Below are 15,634 nucleotides of genomic sequence, written 5' to 3'. Positions count from 1 at the left end.
TTCCCCGCGCCCCTGAAAGGTGGCCTGGCGGCCCCTTTCAGACCTCTATGCCGGTGGTGACCAAGGGTTTCCGGCCATCAGGTTGTCCAAGCCCGACCAGGCGAAGTTCATCAGAGTCGTCGCCGCCTGTTTCGCGGTGATGCCGGGGGTGGTGTTGGCCCAGGCGGCCAGCGACTCGGCGGCGCCGACCAGGGCCACGGCGAGGCCGGCGACCTCGCGCTCGGGGAGCGAGGGGTCGCGGTGGGCCTCGCGGGCGGCGACCACGATCAACTGGGTGACGAACGCGACGATCTCCTCGCGCATCGAGGCGACCTCGGTCGCGAACGGCTCGCCGTGCGTACGGGCCTGGAGATGGAGCACCGACCAGCCGTCCGGGTTCTGGGCGGTGTGCGTGAAGAACGCGCGCAGGCCGTTCCAGAGCTGGCGGTCGGCGGGCAGGGCCGGTTCGACGCCGGCGCGGACCGCTTCGGTGAGCGTCCTTGCCTCGCGCCGGATGCAGGCGGTGAAGAGGTCTTCCTTGGAGTTCAGGTACAGATAGACCAACGGCTTGGAGACACCGGCGAGTTCGGCGATCTCGTCCATCGACGCGGCCATGTAGCCGCGCTGGCCGAAGATCCGTACGGCGGCGTCCAGCATCTGCTGCTCACGGACGGCACGCGGCATCCGCTTGCTCTTCACAGCACCCATGGGGGCAAGGGTAGTTGCGCGGTCCGGTGCGCTGTCAGGTCAGGAGGGCTGGCCCTGGGTCTGGGGCTGCCCCTGGGACTCGGACTGCGCATCGGCCTGGACATCGGCCTGGGCGCGGGCCGCCTCGTCGACGGCCTCGTCCTCCTGGCTGCGGTTCGCGTCCAGGTTGGCCTTGACGCGGTCCACCTTCGCGACGATCTGCACCGAGGCCCGGTCCCGCTCCTTGCGCAGCACCACGAAGCTGATCGGGGCGGAGATCACCAGGGAGAGCAGGATGATCCACATGCCGTTGGAGTCGCCCAGGCCACGCGGAGCGATACCCGACTGGACGAGGCCCCAGACGACCAGCAGGCAGGCCACCAAGATCCCGAGGCGCATCAGCGTGTAGCGGAGCATCTCAATCCAGTCTTCCGGTTCCGAAAAGGGGCACCGTCCAGTGAAGCACGGCGAGGTCCCGATCTTGCAGCGGGGTGCACGGGCCGGACGCGCCCGGGCTCACGCCAGTGGCAGAAGCATGATGATGTCGTCGCGGTCGTCGCCGGGCGCGACCCGTATCGCACCGGGTATGCGACCGACCTCCTTGTAGCCGCAGGAGCCGTAGAACTGCTCCAGGCCGAGGCCACCCCGGCAGGTGAGCCGGATCGCCTCCACGCCCTCGATACCGCGGGCCGCGTCGGCCGCAGCCGCCAGCAGGTCACGACCGTACCCCCGGCCCTGATGACGGGGATGCACCATGACCGTGTACAGCCACACCCAGTGGGCCATCAGACGGCGGGCGTTGAAGGCGAGAAAGGCGGCCGCGGCGACCCGCCCGTCCTCGTCGTACCCGGCCAGCAGCCGGGTCCGCCCACCCGCCATCCCAGCGAAGTGCTTCACCAACTCGGGCCGAACGGTCTCCCGGTCCACAGGGGCGACGAAGCCAACGGCACCGCCCGCGTTGGAGACGTCCGTCCAGAGGTCGAGGAGCCCGTCGCGGAGGTCAGGGGTGATGGCGGGGTCGAGGGTGAAGGTAAGGGTCACAGGGAAAGAATACCCATTACCGTACGGGCGGTTCGCCCCCGTACCCTCACACTCACCGCGCCCACACCCCTCCCCCTCGCTCTCACACCCGCATCGCCTGCGGCGAATCCCGCCGCGCCGGGTCCGGGCCGTCGTACTCGCGGATGATCTCGTACCGCGTGTTGCGCTCCACCGGGCGGAAGCCGGCGTCGCGGATCAGGTCGAGCAGGTCCTCGCGGGTGAGCTTGTTGGGGGTGCCGTAGTTGTCGGCGTCGTGGGTGATCTTGTACTCGACGACCGAGCCGTCCATGTCGTCGGCGCCGTGCTGGAGGGCGAGCTGGGCGGTCTGGACGCCGTGCATGACCCAGAAGACCTTGACGTGCGGGACGTTGTCGAAGAGGAGTCGGGAGACCGCGAAGGTCTTCAGGGCCTCGGCGCCGGTCGCCATCTGCGTGCGCGCCTGGAGGCGGTTCCTGACCTTGCCGTCCTTCATGTCGACGAAGTCGTGCTGGTAGCGCAGCGGGATGAAGACCTGGAAGCCGTTCGTCTCGTCCTGGAGCTCACGCAGGCGCAGGACGTGGTCGACGCGGTGGCGGGGCTCCTCGATGTGGCCGTACAGCATGGTGCAGGGGGTTTTGAGGCCCTTCTCGTGCGCCAGGCGGTGGATGCGCGACCAGTCCTCCCAGTGCGTGCGGTGGTCCACGATGTGCTGGCGGACCTCCCAGTCGAAGATCTCGGCGCCGCCGCCGGTCAGCGACTCAAGGCCCGCGTCGATCAGCTCGTCGAGGATCTCGGACGCGGTGAGGCCGCTGATCGTCTCGAAGTGGTGGATCTCCGTCGCCGTGAACGCCTTGAGGGAGACGTCGGGCAGCGCGGCCTTCAGCTCGCGCAGGGAGCGCGGGTAGTACCGCCACGGGAGGCTCGGGTGCAGTCCGTTGACGATGTGCAGCTCGGTGAGGTTCTCGCCCTCCATCGCCTTGGCGAGCCTGACCGCCTCCTCGATGCGCATCGTGTACGCGTCCTTCTCGCCCGGCTTGCGCTGGAACGAGCAGTAGGCGCAGGAGGCCGTGCACACGTTGGTCATGTTGAGGTGCCGGTTGACGTTGAAGTGGACCACGTCACCGTTCTTACGGGTCCGCACCTCGTGCGCCAGCCCGCCCAGCCAGGCCAGGTCGTCCGACTCGTAGAGCGCGATGCCGTCCTCGCGGGTCAGCCGCTCACCGGCCCTGACCTTCTCCTCCAGCTCGCGCTTGAGCCCGACGTCCATGCTCATTCCTCGCTCATCCCTCTCCCAGACCGACTACGTACAGACCTCGTACAGACCTCGTACGGACCTCTTACGGACCTCTTACGGACCTTGCACGGGCCTTGTACGGACCTCGTAAACCGTACGCCCCATCCCCTACTGCTCTTCCGGCAGCTCACCGACCCTGTTCTCCCACTTCGTGGAGAGCACGATGGTCGTACGGGTCCGGGAGACGCCCTGGGTCCCGCTGAGCCGCCGGATGGTCTTCTCCAGGCCGTCGACGTCGCTCGCCCGCACCTTGAGCATGAACGAGTCGTCGCCCGCGATGAACCAGCAGTCCTCGATCTCGCTGAGGTCCCGCAGGCGGCGCGCCACGTCCTCGTGGTCGGCCGCGTCGGAGAGCGAGATGCCGATGAGCGCGGTGACACCGAGGCCGAGCGAGGTGGCGTCGACGGTGGCGCGGTATCCGGTGATGACACCGGCCGCCTCAAGCCGGTTGATGCGGTCGGTGACACTGGGCCCCGACAGGCCGACGAGGCGCCCCAGTTCGGCGTAGGAGGCCCGGCCGTTCTCCCTCAGGGCCTGGATGAGCTGCCTGTCCACGGCGTCCATGCGATCGAGCCTTCCGATGAAGAATCCTGAACGTGACGTCCCTGAAAGTCGTGACGTTCCTGAAAGTGATGAGCGGTACCGGCGGTTGCTGATACGTACGCCGGGTCAGTCGTTATCAGTACTGGACGTACGGGACTCCCCGGACCCGCCGCCGAGTTCACCCTGCCAGCGGCGGTACAGCCCGTGCGAGACGCCCGCCGCGTCGAGCACGCGTCCGGCGACGAAGTCGACGAGATCCTGGATGTGGGTGGCGCCGGCGTAGAAGGCGGGCGAGGCCGGTACGACGCTCGCGCCCGCGTCGTCCAGGGTCACCAGGTGCCGCAGTGTCTGCCCGTTCAGCGGGGACTCCCGTACGGCGACGACGAGTGGGCGCCGTTCCTTGAGGGTGACACTGGCCGCCCGCTGCAACAGGTCCTTCGACAGCCCGAGCGCGACCCCGGCCACGCAGGCGGTGGAGGCGGGCACGATCAGCATCCCCTTGGTGGGGTACGACCCGGAGGACGGCCCGGCCGCCAGGTCCCCGGCGCTCCAGTGCCGTACGCCGCTGATGTCCACGTCGAAGGTGCCGGGCTTGCCGTCGGCGCCCCGGGCCAGCCATTCCCCCAGGTCGCCTTGCCAGTGGGCGTCCCGGAAGGCGATCCCGGTCTCGTCCAGCAGCGTGAGCCGGGAGGCCCGGGAGACGACCAGGTCGACGGCTTCCCCCGCCGCGAGCAGCGCCCGCAGCACAGCAGCCGCGTACGGCGTCCCCGACGCTCCGGACACCCCCACGATCCAAGGCGCGCGCTGCGTTTCTCCTGCGTTCACACCCTGAGCCTACCGGCGGGCGAGGCCGAGTTCAGGACAGGGCGCTCGCCTTCGGGTCTACGGGGAGACGAGCCGTGGCCACGGTGAACTTGCCGAGCGGGGAGTCGAGGGTCACGTCGGCTCCGTACGGGACGGTGTCGCGGCCCCGGCATCCGTCGGGGCCCGGGTTCCACATCGTGACGGCGTGGCCCTTGAGGGGGTCCAGGATCAGGTAGTTGGCGATGCCCCGGGAGGCGTACCAGCGGGGCTTGACCTCGTAGTCGCGGCGGATGCCGCCCTGGGACACGACCTCCACGACGAACTCGATGAGGTCGGCCGGGTAGGCGCCCTCGTTCTTCGCCGCTTCCGATGCCGGGATGACCGCGAGATCCGGGCAGAACTCGTTCTGGGAAACGCGTCCTGGAACCGGGTGAGATGCGCGTGCGGACGGTTCACGGTCCGCACCGTACTCAGACCGTCAGGCCCCGAACCAGAAGATCCAGCAGCGCACACCCGAAAAGGGCGATGCCGATGAATCCGTTGACCGAGAAGAACGCCCTGTTCAGCCGCGACAAGTCATGCGGCCGCACGATCCGGTGCTCGTACACGAACGCGCCCGCCACGATCACCAGGCCCAGCCAGAAGAACGCGCCCGCGTCCGTGACCAGGGCGTACCAGATGAACAGGGCCGTCGTCAGGGCGTGGCACACCCGTGCGCTCCACACCGCCGCCGGGATGCCGAAGCGTGCCGGCACCGACAGGACGCCGGTCTCGCGGTCGGTGTCGACGTCCTGGCAGGCGTAGATCAGGTCGAAGCCGCCGATCCAGATGCCGACCGCCAGACCCAGGATCACCGCGTCCCAGGACCACTCCCCCGTGATCGCCAGCCAGCCGCCGACCGGGCCCATGGCCTGGGCGAGGCCCAGGATGGCCTGGGGGAAGTTCGTGAACCGCTTGCCGTACGGGTAGACCACCATCGGGATCACCGCGACGGGGGCGAGGGCCAGGCACAGGGGGTTCAGGAGGGCCGCCGAGCCGAGGAAGACGGTGACGGCGATCAGGGCGCCGGTCCAGGCGTGCTTCACCGACATCGCGCCGGTGACCAGCTCGCGGTGGGCCGTGCGCGGGTTACGGGCGTCGATCTCGCGGTCGATGATCCGGTTGACGGCCATCGCGAACGTACGCAGGCCGACCATGCAGATCGTGACCAGGAGCAGCTTGCCCCAGTGGATGGTCTTGTCCACCTGGAACATCGCGGTCAGCGCCGCGATGTAGGCGAAGGGCAGCGCGAAGATCGAGTGCTCGATCATCACCAGCCGCAGGAAGGCTTTCGTGCGGCCTGGCTGGGGCAGCGCGGCGGATGCTGAACTCACAGGCCGTATTCCTTCCAGCGTCTGTCGACCTTCGCCGCCGTGTCCGGGTCGGACACCACCATCTCCGGCCACCCGCCGTCCCGCGTGTACCCCTCCTCGGGCCACTTACGGGTCGCGTCGATACCCGCCTTACCGCCCCAGAACTGCTGGTAGGAGGCATGGTCGAGATGATCGACTGGCCCCTCGACGACCGTCAGGTCGCGGGCGTAGTCCGTGTTGCCGAGGGCGCGCCAGGCGACCTCGTGCAGGTCGTGGACGTCGCAGTCCGCGTCGACGACCACGATCAGCTTGGTCAGGGACATCATGTGGGCGCCCCAGACGGCGTGCATGACCTTCTGCGCGTGCTTCGGGTACTTCTTGTCGATCGAGACGATCGCGCAGTTGTGGAAGCCGCCCGCCTCGGGGAGGTGGTAGTCCACGATGTCCGGGACGATGATCTTCAGGAGCGGGAGGAAGAAGCGTTCCGTGGCCCGGCCCAGCGGGCCGTCCTCCGTCGGGGGCCTGCCGACGACGATCGACTGGAGCAGCGGGCGCCGCCGCATCGTCACGCAGTCGATGGTCAGGGCCGGGAAGGGTTCCTGCGGGGTGTAGAAGCCGGTGTGGTCGCCGAAGGGGCCCTCCGGGAGCATCTCCCCGGGCTCCAGCCAGCCCTCCAGGACCACTTCCGCCTGCGCCGGCACCTGCAACGGCACCGTCTGGCAGTCGACCATCTCGATCCGCTTGCCCGCGATGAACCCGGCGAACAGGTATTCGTCGATGTCACCGGGGAGGGGCGCGGTGGACGCGTACGTCACGGCGGGCGGGCAGCCGAAGGCGATGGCGACCGGCAGCCGCTCGCCCTTGCGCGCGGCCACCTGGTAGTGGTTGCGGCTGTCCTTGTGGATCTGCCAGTGCATGCCGATCGTGCGCTTGTCGTGCCGCTGGAGGCGGTAGAGGCCGAGGTTGCGGATCCCGCTCTCCGGGTCCTTGGTGTGCGTCAGCCCCAGGTTGAAGAAGGAGCCGCCGTCCTCCGGCCAGGTGAACAGGGCCGGGAGGGCGTCGAGGTCCACCTCGTCACCCTTCAGGACGACCTCCTGTACCGGCGCGTTGTCCGACTTCACCTTCTTCGGCGGTACGTGGACCATCGAGCCGAGCTTGCCGAAGGCCTCCCGCACGCCCACGAAGCCGTGCGGCAGTTCGGGCTTCAGCAGCCCGCCGATCCGGTCGCTGATCTCCGCGTACGACTTCAGCCCGAGCGACTTGAGCAGCCGCCGGTCGGTGCCGAACACGTTCATCGCCAGCGGCATCGCCGATCCGCGTACGTTCTCGAAGAGCAGCGCGGGCCCGCCCGCCTTCTGCACGCGGTCGACGATCTCCCCGACCTCCAGGTACGGGTCCACCTCGGCCTTGATGCGCTTGAGGTCACCCTCGCGCTCCAGCGCCCTGAGCAGGGAGCGAAGATCGTCGTAAGCCATGCGTTCCAGTATCCGTCACCCACTACCCTGGACAGGTCAGCGGGGGCCGGACGCGACCGTCAGCGCGCCCGGACAGCGACTCAAGGGGATCGATACATGCTCCGGGTGCTGATGATCCTGGTGCCTCTCGCACTGAGCATCTACGCGTTCATCGACTGCGTCACCACGCAGGAGAAGGACGTCCGCTTCATACCCAAGCCCGTGTGGGCCATCCTGATCCTGCTGTTCCCGCTGGTCGGCTCCGTCTCCTGGCTGATCATCGGCCGCGACCGCGCCACCGCCGAGCGCATCGGCGGAGCCCCGGGCGGCCGGTGGGTCGCCCCGGACGACAACCCGGAGTTCCTGAAGTCCCTCAAGGACGACGACTCGCATCTGCGCGACTGGGAGGCCGATCTGCGCCGCCGCGAGGAGGAGCTGAAGCGCCGGGAGAGCGGCGAGGAGCCCAAGGAGTAGGACGGGTACGGGGGTTGCTCCCCGTCGGCGTACACGCATACAAGCTGTACGCCGTCGAGCCCCCCGAAGCGGACAGTGCGCCCCTGGGCGTGGCCTTGCGCGGGCCGGACACTTGTCCCGTATGACGACTGCTCGGACCGGGGCTTCGCCAACTGGCCCGGTGTGGCCGCCCTGGTGGCGGGCGTCGCGGTGTCGGTGCCGCTCTTCTCGAACCAGGAGGAGTACGTGGGCTGGGTGCCGCGGCACTGGCCGGCCTTCGGGGACATCACCTGCCTGGTGGGGTTCGCGGTGAGCGCGGGCCTGTACCGGGTGCTGCGGCGGGCGGCCGGCTGACCTTGCCTTGATTCCGCCGGGCGTGCATCCCCGCTGCTCGCCCGGCGAACGGCGAACGGCGAACGGCGCGCGGTCGGGCGCCCAGCCAGAGAGCGGGGCGCCATGGGCACGTCATATTTAGGTCAGGAGTCGGTCGTCCCTACGATCAGGCGCCGCTCAGCATCGGCAGTGACGACAGGTGTTCCTCGGGGAGGCCGAAGGCCTGTGTCAGGGTGCCGAGGTGCGGGGCGAGGCGGGTCGTGAGGGTCTGGAGGGTCTGCGGGATGGCGCGCACCTGGTCGGCGGTGAGCGCCTGTTCGGCGAGGAGCAGACCGCTGCGGGCGCTGACCTGGCGGAGCAGGAACAGTGCGGCCAGGTCCTCCAGGACGGCACGCGTGATGGGGTCGGACACGCGGTCGCACGCGGCCAGTAAGGCGTCGGCGGCCTTGCCCACCGTGTACACCTCCACGAGGTCCAGGGAGGCGGAGGACGCGTTGTTCCAGCGGCCGAGCGCGTCGCCGCCCTGACCGGCGCGCAGGTCGCGGCGGGCGGCGAGGTGCCAGTAGCGCTCGGCGGCGGTGAGGGCGCGGCGCAGCAGCCCCGGGTCGGTCAGCGGCTCGTCGCCGGTGGGCCTGGCGGGTTCCTCGGCGAGGTCGTGCCCGAAGATCATCTCGGCGCCGGCCTTGCAGCAGATCGCCAGGTTGTCGCCCTCGGCGGTGATGCCGCCGTCGATGTTGGCGGCCATGTCGGCGAGCCCGTTCACGGGGAACAGGCCCCGGGCGCCGCACCGTTCGCGGGCCTCGGTAGCGATGTCGCGGGCCTGCCAGGTGATCCAGGCCTTGGTGACGGCGACCGTCCGCTCGGCGTCCTCGCGCTCCTCGGGCCGGTGGGTGACCCAGCGTTCGGTGGCCGCCCGGTGCAGGAACGTCATGGCGTAGGCGGTGGCGGTGTGGTCGAGGAGGCGGCTGTGGTGGCTGCGGTGCGCGGCGAGCGGGACGCGCTGCCCGGCCACCGGCCCGGATATGTGCCGGGTGTACGCGTACCGGACGGAGATGGCGAGCGCCGCGCGGGCCACGCCGAGACCGGCGGCGCTCATGCACAGCTTCCCTACGGTGACCCGGCTGATGGCGTGCAGGAACCGCTTGCGTGGGCTGCCGACGGCGCTGGCGAGGGTGCCGTCGGGCAGGAGCTCCCCGTGGGCGCCCTGGAGGAGGGCGGTACGGGGCAGCCGTACGTGGTCGAAGCTGGTGGCGCAGTGGTCCACCGGGCTGCCGGTGCGCTCCGGGAGCAGGCTGACGGTGACGCCGGGCAGGGTGCCGTACTCGTCGCTCAGCGGGGTGAGGAAGAGGAAGGCACCGAGGTCCTTGTCGTCGACGACGAGCCGGGCGGCGACCACGGCGGTCTTGGGGCCGCCCGCCGAACTGGTGTTGGGCATGTACTTCTGCGCCCCGGGGTGCGGGGTGTGCAGGACGAACTCGTCGTGCTCACGGTCGTAGCGGGCGACCGTCTCCAGCGCCGCCGCGTCGTTGCCGTGGGCGCGCTCGGTGCACAGGAAGGTCCCGATCCGGGCCATGGTGCCGAAGTCCGCCAAGTCGCGGGGCGGGGTCACCCGGTCGTCGACGACGCTGCCGAGGAAGAGGTTGTAGTGGATGCCGGCGACCGTGATCGTGGCCACGTCCATGGGGGCGGCCCACTCGTGCAGCGCCGCGATGCCGCGCGGGTCGTCGGCGAAGCGCTCGGCGGACGGAACCTGGTCGTTGAGGGCCCGTAGCCGCTCGTACGCGAGTTGTCGCCGCTGCCGGGTCGTCAGTTCGGGGCGATACCGGAACAGCGCGCTCGAAACCGCCCTCTGCCACCGGTCGTGGAGGTCCTTGCCCTCGGGCCCGTCCTGGAAGAGGAGGCCGGCGACGGCGACTTGATCAAGGACTGGATGGGGTGTGCGTGTCTCGGTGGTCATGGTCATCGAAATGCCCATCGCCATTGAGAGATCAACCAAAAGTGAGCAGGAGCACTTAAGAAATCGGCCAATATACGGCATTAATAGACAGGAATCGGCCGAATCGCGACAGTGGCGATTAGATTCAATTTCGAACACTTAATCGATATCGATATGGATGGAGGTGCGGTTCGGGCCACGGGGAATGGGCCGAGTGGAATGGACCGAGCGGAATGGACCGAGCGGAAAGCGCCCGCGGCAACTGGGGGCTGTGGACCCAGGGTCACGTGAGCCAGAGCCCCTCTCGAAGGCCGCCCGGTCCGACGGGGCGGCCTTCGCGTCGTCCGCTTCAGCGGTCGTCGAAAGTCAGCTCCCGGCCGGGACCAGAGGGCCGAAGGACGCGGCGGCTATCTGGAGGATGTAGCGCATCTCGGTGCCGTTGAGGTTGGTGGGGTTGACGGAGTAGACGATCTTGCGGGAGAGGTCGCGGGTCGCGAAGACTCCGCTGGTGTAGCCGGGACGGGAGCCGGTCTTGCCCCAGACCTCCACACCGTTGGACGCCTTGACCCGCATGATCCCCATGCTCATGCAGGCCCGGCCCGCGTCGGTCTCGGTGCGGCACTGGCTGCTGCGGAAGTTGGGGACGTCGGGGACCGTGAACAGCTCGGCCTGCTGGGCCGGCGGAAGGAAGCGGCCACGGAAGAGCGCGGTCGTGAAACGGTCGAGGTCTGCGGGGGTGGAGATCATGCCGCCCTCGGCCCAGGGCCAGGGACTCTGCTCGCTGACGTCCACCGGACGCGTGGTGCCGTCCGGGGACTTGACCGTCAGATAGCCGTTGGAGTGCGGGCTCGGCAGGCGCGGGTCCTGGACGTCGGGGACGTAGGTGTCGTGCAGGGCGAGAGGCCCGGTTATCCGGCAGCGGACCTCGTCGGCGAAGCTGTGCCCGGTGACCTTCTCGATCAGCACGCCGGCGATGTAGTAGTTCATGCCGCTGTACTGCTGCGCCGTGCCCGGTGCGAACTGCATGGGTTGGCCCGCCATCAGGTCGATCACCTGTTGCGGTGTGAAGCTCTTCAGGCGGTTGGCGGCGAACCACTCGGGGCTTCCGTCGCCGAAGTCGGGGCTGGGTGCGGTGCAGGGAAGGCCGCTGGTGTGGTTGAGCAGTTGGCCGACGGTGACGGGCGGGAGGTCGGCGGGCAGGACGCCCGGCAGATACCGCTGGACGGGCTCGTTCAGGTCGATCCGGTGCTCGGCGGCGAGCTGGAGAACGATCGTGGCGGTGAAGACCTTGGAGATACTGCCGATCCGGATGTGCGCGTTGACCGGCACGCTCTGGCCGGTCTCCAGGTTGCCCACGCCCGATGTGCCCGACCAGTGGCCCGCACGGCCGGTGATCCGCAGCAGCGCGCCGGTGACGTCCGCGTTCGGCAGGCCGCCCATGGCCGCCTGGAGCGCGACCGGATCCAGCCCCGGCAAGGGCGTGGAGGTGGCGGCGGCGCGTGCCGGGCCTGGAGTGGCGGCGGAGGCGGACGCGCTCATCCCTGTGGCCAGGGTCGCCACCAGGCCTCCACAGACGGCGAAGGCGGTCCAACGGGTGCGACGGTTTCGACGGTTGCGGCAGGCAGGCCTGTTCACGATGGGGTCTCCAGATTCGTGGCGATCGGACCGATGAACGGGTGAACCGGTGAATCGGCGATCGACCGGCCCCACCACGAAGTCTCGTCCGCACCAGCAGCCCCGCTCATCAGGGAACGCCCCGAACCAACCCTGACCGAACCCTGACCTCTGACCCCATGTCAGACCCGCCCGGGCTAAGGGACCGTGAACTCCCACGCGGCTCCGCCAGTTCGGCACGTCGTATTCCAGCCAGGCCCCCTGCTTCACAACATACCGATGCGCGACCGGAGTTGAGGCTGTTACTTTCCCTTTCAAGATTGACTTAAACGAATACCGTCCCCAGTCCCCCACCCCCCACCGAGGCCCACATGCCCAGTTCTTCCTCCGCCGACCGCACCGGCGGACGTCACCGCAAGAGCGGTACGGCCAATCCGGCGCTCCGCCGCGCCGCCGTCATCGCGGTGACCGCCCCCGTCGCCGGGACGATCCTGTTCGGCTCGTCCGCCTTCGCCGCCGACAAGACCACCGACAAGTCGGTCACCAAGACCGTGGCCAAGCCGGTGGCCAAAACGGTGACCAACACCGCCGCCAAGACCGACAAGGTCAGCAAGGTCAGCAAGGTCGACAACGCAGTGGCCAAGACGGCCGCCAAGCCCGCGGGCACCAAGACCTCGGGCGTCAAGTCCCCCGGTACCAAGTCCCCGGGCGTCAAGACCGGCGGCGCCGACCTCGACCCCGCCGAGCAGAAGATCGCGGACAACCTGAACACCCGCGTCCAGGACATCCGGCTGGGCAACATCTTCAGCGGTGTCGTCGTGGACGCCGGGTCCGACAAGACCGTATGGGGTCATGACGCGAGCACCGCGCTGATGCCCGCGTCCAACACCAAACTCGGCACCGCCACCGCCGCGTTGACGGTCCTCGGCCCCGACCACCGCTTCACCACGAACGTGGTCTTCGGCAACGGCACCCTCACCCTGGTGGGCGGCGGGGACCGTACCCTGACCTCCGCCGACCTCACCGCGATGGCCAAGGCCGCCGTCGCCGGCCTGAAGAACGCGGGCCTGACCTCGGTGAAGGTGAATATCGACGACAGTCTCTTCCCCGAGCCCACCCTCGCCACCGGCTGGAACGACGGCTACTACCCCGACTCCGTCGCCCCGGTACGCGCGCTGGTGGTCGACGGCCGCCATGTGACGGACACGGGCCTGGACGCCGGTCAGATCTTCGCCAAGATCCTCACCAAGCAGGGTGTCACCGTCAACGGGAGCGTCACGCGCGGCCCGGCCGGCCTCGCCACCGTCCCCGTGGCGCAGCACCAGTCGGGAACGCTGTCGTCCATCGTGCAGCGCATGCTCAAGGTGAGCGACAACGACATCGCCGAGTCGCTGCTCCGCTCGACGGCGCTCGCCTCCGGCCGCGCGGCGACCTTCGAGGACGGCACAGCCGTCGTACGCCAGGTGCTCACCAACTACGGCGTGTCGCTGGACAACTTCGTGATCAACGACGGCAGCGGGCTGTCCCGCGCGAACCGCATCCCGGCACAGACCGTCGCCGACATCATCGGCCTGGCCCAGGACCCCACGCACAGCGCGACCCTGAAGTACATCGTGGACGGGCTGCCCGTCTCGGGCGAGGCGGGCGCGACGCTGGGCCCCGAGTGGGGCCGGTTCGACACCCCCGACTCCCAGTGCGCCGTCGGGAAGGTCCGCGCCAAGACGGGCACGCTGACCGGCGCGATCGCGCTGAGCGGGCTGACGAAGGCGGATGACGGGCGCTGGAAGATCTTCTCGTTCATCGAGAACAACTCCACTGCCGCCCCGGCCGACACGAAGGACGCCCTCGACGGCCTCGCCGCGACGGTCAACGGCTGCTGGGCGTAGCCGACTAGACCTGCCGCTCGTACCGGGCGACCACAATGACGTGGTCGCCCATCGACGCGGGACTCACGCCCGAGCCGCGAACCCCACGAACTCCGCCCAGGCGGCCCGGGTTACGACCATCACGGGCCCGCTGGAAGCCGCCTTGCTGTCACGGACGGGGACGACGCCGGGGAAGTCGGGGGCCACTTCTACGCAGTTGCCGCCGTTGTCCCCGCTGTAGCTGCTCTTGATCCAGGTCGCCGCGCCGAGTTCGTGCCTGTCCATGATGCCCGTAGCCCTCCATCACGTCGCTGATCAGAGCGGCGGATTCGCGGGCCGACAGAATGTCCGCCCTGAGCACATCATAGGCCTGGCTATGGCGCGCGAAGACGGTCGGATTGTCGTTGAAATGCCCACGGTCCAGCGACTCCGAGTACACCCACTCATGCCCATCCGGGAGCTTGATCAACGACATGGAGTTGCGGGGGCGGGCAACCCCAAAGAGCCCTGCCGGAGCCACCTGGACACGGATGCTGGGACGCCGTCCAACGCTCAGCAGATGGGCGCACTGGTCCCGCATGACCTGCGGGGTCCCCACCACGTTGCGCAGACAACTCTCGTCCAGGACAGCGACGTAGAGCGGCCCGTCGTCTGCCAGGAAGCGCGGCTGGCGACTCAGCCGAGCCCGGACACGCGACTCGACCTTGTCAATGTCCATGCCACTACGGCTGAACAACGCGTGCGCATAGCCCTGTGTCTGCAACAGGCCCGGGATGACCTGCTCTTGATACTCCCGAAGGGCAACCGCCTCCCCCTCCATCCTCGCCCGCCGCGCGAACCAGTCCGGATGCTGCACCTCCGGATACCAGTCCACCTTCTTCCACAGCCGCAGCAACACCCCACCCGTGCCCAGGATTTCGTCGCACGCCTTCGCGAACGTGTCCTGCGGGACGCTCACGCCCGCCTCCACCTTCGCCACATGCGAGCGGTCGCACGGGATCTGCCGGGCCAGCGCCTCCTGTGTGAGGAGCGCGGCCTCGCGGAAGTGCCGCAACACCTCGCCGAACAGGGCCGCGTTGCTCACTCCCGCCCCGGAGCTGTCGTCACCGTTCCGTCGCGCCACGCTTTCCCCTCATCCCTCTCATGTGCCAACGCCCGGTTCACACGCCCCAGACATTGATACGGACCGTTCCCCTCAGCCACGCTCAATACACCCAGAGTAGTCACGTACGTACGGAGCGAGCATGGCAGAGGAACAGCGACACGAGCGGCTGAGCGAGAGCGTGCGGGAGGTCAACCGGCGTTCCGTCACCGGCCTGTTGACGGCGACGGGCCACCTGACCCCGCCCGTTCCCGTACCCGGCTGCGTCACCTGTGACGAGTTGGCCGTGCTGCGGCACCTGGCCCGTTTCGAGGGCGACGGCAGCCGGGAGACCGACGCCGACGTACTGCTCCGGCGCCATCAGCGGCACGCGCACCCCGGCTACGGGGACAACCCCGCACCCCGGCGCCGGATCTTCCGGTACGTGCCGTACTCGATCGTCCAGGACGGCTCCGCCGAGCCCGAGTACGAGGCGTGCTGCGTCTCGGGCGACGAGGACGACTGCGGGGCGGTGTCGGGACGGCACCCGGACCCGGCCAAGGTCGAGGAGTGGCAGCGGCGGCACACCCAGGANNCCGCCGCTGCTTCGCCGACTACTCGGTACTGGAACCGCTGGAGCCGATCGGGTAGGCCGGGCAACACGGCCTCACGTGCGCTTCGCGGCGGCACGCGCGACCGCCCGCCACAGCCCCACCCCGACAGACACGACGATCAGGAGCGTGAGGCCGATGATGGCCGGGTTGACCCACACCGGTACGAGGTCGTAGTCGGCGTCGCACTTGTTGTGCAGTGGGAACAACCGGCCCGGTTCCCGCCAGTGCTCGGCGCGGTACCGCTCGTCCAGGGGCCGGCCAAGGGAGGCACAGGTCTCGTCGATCTCTTGGCCACCGGCGAAGATGCCGACGAAGAACGTGATCGCCAGCAGGAACGGAGCGGCGACAAGCGCGGCCACCCACGCCAGCAGGCCCCATCTACGCATCGGCCAACCCTTCTTGTCCCTCGCCGCACCTCGCGGCGCAGGCGCACCCGGTGGGCGCCTTCCCGGCGGAACAGCCAGACAACGCCAGGTGATCACCTCATCGCCCCTACCCCCTCCCGCAGAAACGCACCCGTCCGGGAAGCCGAACCGGAACCGCCCCCGTCCTCTGTGGCCTCCGCAGCCCCCGCGACCTGCTCCGGCGTCCCCTCCGCCACCACC

The 15,634-nt window shown here is 69.1% G+C and carries 15 protein-coding genes and 3 pseudogenes; 4 read left to right on the top strand and 14 right to left on the bottom strand.

Annotated elements, in window-relative coordinates; all coding sequences use genetic code 11:
- Nucleotides 1-45: 45 nt before the first annotated feature.
- The 9 genes and pseudogenes from AOK08_RS09295 to AOK08_RS09255 form a co-directional block, all read right to left on the bottom strand.
- A complete protein-coding gene (locus AOK08_RS09295; protein WP_055524993.1) occupies nt 46-687 on the bottom strand; it encodes a TetR/AcrR family transcriptional regulator in 642 nt (213 codons plus the stop codon).
- A gap of 39 nt (nt 688-726) precedes the next feature.
- Nucleotides 727-1,083, bottom strand: coding sequence for a DUF4229 domain-containing protein (locus AOK08_RS09290; RefSeq protein WP_055524992.1), 357 nt, complete (start codon nt 1,081-1,083; stop codon nt 727-729).
- A 99-nt stretch (nt 1,084-1,182) separates the two neighbouring features.
- A complete protein-coding gene (locus AOK08_RS09285) occupies nt 1,183-1,707 on the bottom strand; it encodes a GNAT family N-acetyltransferase (RefSeq protein WP_055524991.1) in 525 nt (174 codons plus the stop codon).
- Between the two features lie 82 nt (nt 1,708-1,789).
- Nucleotides 1,790-2,953: an aminofutalosine synthase MqnE gene (gene mqnE, locus AOK08_RS09280; protein ID WP_055524995.1), complete on the bottom strand. Its 1,164-nt coding sequence runs from the start codon at nt 2,951-2,953 to the stop codon at nt 1,790-1,792.
- Nucleotides 2,954-3,088: 135 nt separating this feature from the next.
- Complete coding sequence (locus AOK08_RS09275) at nt 3,089-3,544, bottom strand: Lrp/AsnC family transcriptional regulator (RefSeq protein WP_055524990.1); 456 nt, start codon at nt 3,542-3,544, stop codon at nt 3,089-3,091.
- Between the two features lie 105 nt (nt 3,545-3,649).
- Nucleotides 3,650-4,348, bottom strand: a complete 699-nt coding sequence (locus AOK08_RS09270; protein ID WP_055524989.1) for a UbiX family flavin prenyltransferase — start codon at nt 4,346-4,348, stop codon at nt 3,650-3,652.
- Nucleotides 4,349-4,379: 31 nt separating this feature from the next.
- Nucleotides 4,380-4,727 (bottom strand): annotated as a pseudogene (locus AOK08_RS09265) (Uma2 family endonuclease); the annotation flags it as partial.
- A 70-nt stretch (nt 4,728-4,797) separates the two neighbouring features.
- Nucleotides 4,798-5,700 (bottom strand): menaquinone biosynthesis prenyltransferase MqnP, encoded by a 903-nt coding sequence (gene mqnP, locus AOK08_RS09260; protein WP_055524987.1) that lies wholly within the window; start codon nt 5,698-5,700, stop codon nt 4,798-4,800.
- Nucleotides 5,697-7,154 (bottom strand): menaquinone biosynthesis decarboxylase, encoded by a 1,458-nt coding sequence (locus AOK08_RS09255; RefSeq protein ID WP_055524986.1) that lies wholly within the window; start codon nt 7,152-7,154, stop codon nt 5,697-5,699. The genes mqnP and AOK08_RS09255 overlap by 4 nt, the downstream gene beginning before the upstream one ends.
- A gap of 96 nt (nt 7,155-7,250) precedes the next feature.
- On the opposite strand from AOK08_RS09255, the gene AOK08_RS09250 reads away from it, so the two are divergent.
- Together AOK08_RS09250 and AOK08_RS09245 are read left to right on the top strand one after the other, a co-directional pair.
- Nucleotides 7,251-7,607 (top strand): PLD nuclease N-terminal domain-containing protein, encoded by a 357-nt coding sequence (locus AOK08_RS09250; protein ID WP_055524985.1) that lies wholly within the window; start codon nt 7,251-7,253, stop codon nt 7,605-7,607.
- A gap of 132 nt (nt 7,608-7,739) precedes the next feature.
- A pseudogene (locus AOK08_RS09245) lies at nt 7,740-7,940 on the top strand (cytosine permease); the annotation flags it as partial.
- Nucleotides 7,941-8,085: 145 nt separating this feature from the next.
- On the opposite strand, the gene AOK08_RS09240 reads toward AOK08_RS09245, so the two are convergent.
- Entirely contained in the window at nt 8,086-9,876 is a 1,791-nt protein-coding gene (locus tag AOK08_RS09240) for an acyl-CoA dehydrogenase family protein (protein WP_055524994.1), read from the bottom strand.
- 345 nt (nt 9,877-10,221) lie between these two features.
- A complete protein-coding gene (locus AOK08_RS09235; RefSeq protein ID WP_241826886.1) occupies nt 10,222-11,415 on the bottom strand; it encodes a serine hydrolase domain-containing protein in 1,194 nt (397 codons plus the stop codon).
- 425 nt (nt 11,416-11,840) lie between these two features.
- On the opposite strand from AOK08_RS09235, the gene dacB reads away from it, so the two are divergent.
- Nucleotides 11,841-13,355 (top strand): D-alanyl-D-alanine carboxypeptidase/D-alanyl-D-alanine endopeptidase, encoded by a 1,515-nt coding sequence (dacB, locus tag AOK08_RS09230; protein ID WP_055524982.1) that lies wholly within the window; start codon nt 11,841-11,843, stop codon nt 13,353-13,355.
- 63 nt (nt 13,356-13,418) lie between these two features.
- Here dacB and AOK08_RS47150 read toward each other — a convergent pair whose 3' ends face one another.
- Both AOK08_RS47150 and AOK08_RS09225 read right to left on the bottom strand, forming a co-directional pair.
- Entirely contained in the window at nt 13,419-13,541 is a 123-nt protein-coding gene (locus AOK08_RS47150; RefSeq protein ID WP_241826885.1) for a DUF397 domain-containing protein, read from the bottom strand.
- Complete coding sequence (locus AOK08_RS09225) at nt 13,504-14,457, bottom strand: helix-turn-helix domain-containing protein (RefSeq protein WP_055524981.1); 954 nt, start codon at nt 14,455-14,457, stop codon at nt 13,504-13,506. Before AOK08_RS09225 ends, AOK08_RS47150 begins: the two co-directional genes overlap by 38 nt.
- Before the next feature lie 121 nt (nt 14,458-14,578).
- Between AOK08_RS09225 and AOK08_RS49090 the strand changes: the two are divergent.
- A pseudogene (locus AOK08_RS49090) lies at nt 14,579-15,009 on the top strand (DUF7848 domain-containing protein); the annotation flags it as partial.
- A gap of 73 nt (nt 15,010-15,082) precedes the next feature.
- Here the strand turns inward: AOK08_RS49090 and AOK08_RS09220 are convergent.
- The gene (locus AOK08_RS09220) at nt 15,083-15,415 is read right to left on the bottom strand and encodes a hypothetical protein (RefSeq protein WP_055524980.1); all 333 of its coding nucleotides are present in this window, start codon (nt 15,413-15,415) and stop codon (nt 15,083-15,085) included.
- Nucleotides 15,416-15,634: the final 219 nt, after the last annotated feature.

Origin of the sequence: Streptomyces graminilatus, from assembly GCF_001418565.1 — a bacterium.
In the GTDB taxonomy this organism is placed as follows: Bacteria; Actinomycetota; Actinomycetes; order Streptomycetales; family Streptomycetaceae; genus Streptomyces; species Streptomyces graminilatus.
This window is presented reverse-complemented; position numbering and strand designations above follow the sequence as displayed.

Excerpts from the sequence above, each read along its gene's own strand:
- AOK08_RS09295 (WP_055524993.1), bottom strand. The coding sequence starts at position 687 with ATGGGTGCTGTGAAGAGCAAGCGGATGCCGCGTGCCGTCCGTGAGCAG.
- AOK08_RS09290 (WP_055524992.1), bottom strand. The coding sequence starts at position 1,083 with ATGCTCCGCTACACGCTGATGCGCCTCGGGATCTTGGTGGCCTGCCTG.
- mqnE (WP_055524995.1), bottom strand. The coding sequence starts at position 2,953 with ATGGACGTCGGGCTCAAGCGCGAGCTGGAGGAGAAGGTCAGGGCCGGT.
- AOK08_RS09275 (WP_055524990.1), bottom strand. The coding sequence starts at position 3,544 with ATGGACGCCGTGGACAGGCAGCTCATCCAGGCCCTGAGGGAGAACGGC.
- AOK08_RS09255 (WP_055524986.1), bottom strand. The coding sequence starts at position 7,154 with ATGGCTTACGACGATCTTCGCTCCCTGCTCAGGGCGCTGGAGCGCGAG.
- AOK08_RS09250 (WP_055524985.1), top strand. The coding sequence starts at position 7,251 with ATGCTCCGGGTGCTGATGATCCTGGTGCCTCTCGCACTGAGCATCTAC.
- AOK08_RS09240 (WP_055524994.1), bottom strand. The coding sequence starts at position 9,876 with ATGACCACCGAGACACGCACACCCCATCCAGTCCTTGATCAAGTCGCC.
- dacB (WP_055524982.1), top strand. The coding sequence starts at position 11,841 with ATGCCCAGTTCTTCCTCCGCCGACCGCACCGGCGGACGTCACCGCAAG.
- AOK08_RS09220 (WP_055524980.1), bottom strand. The coding sequence starts at position 15,415 with ATGCGTAGATGGGGCCTGCTGGCGTGGGTGGCCGCGCTTGTCGCCGCT.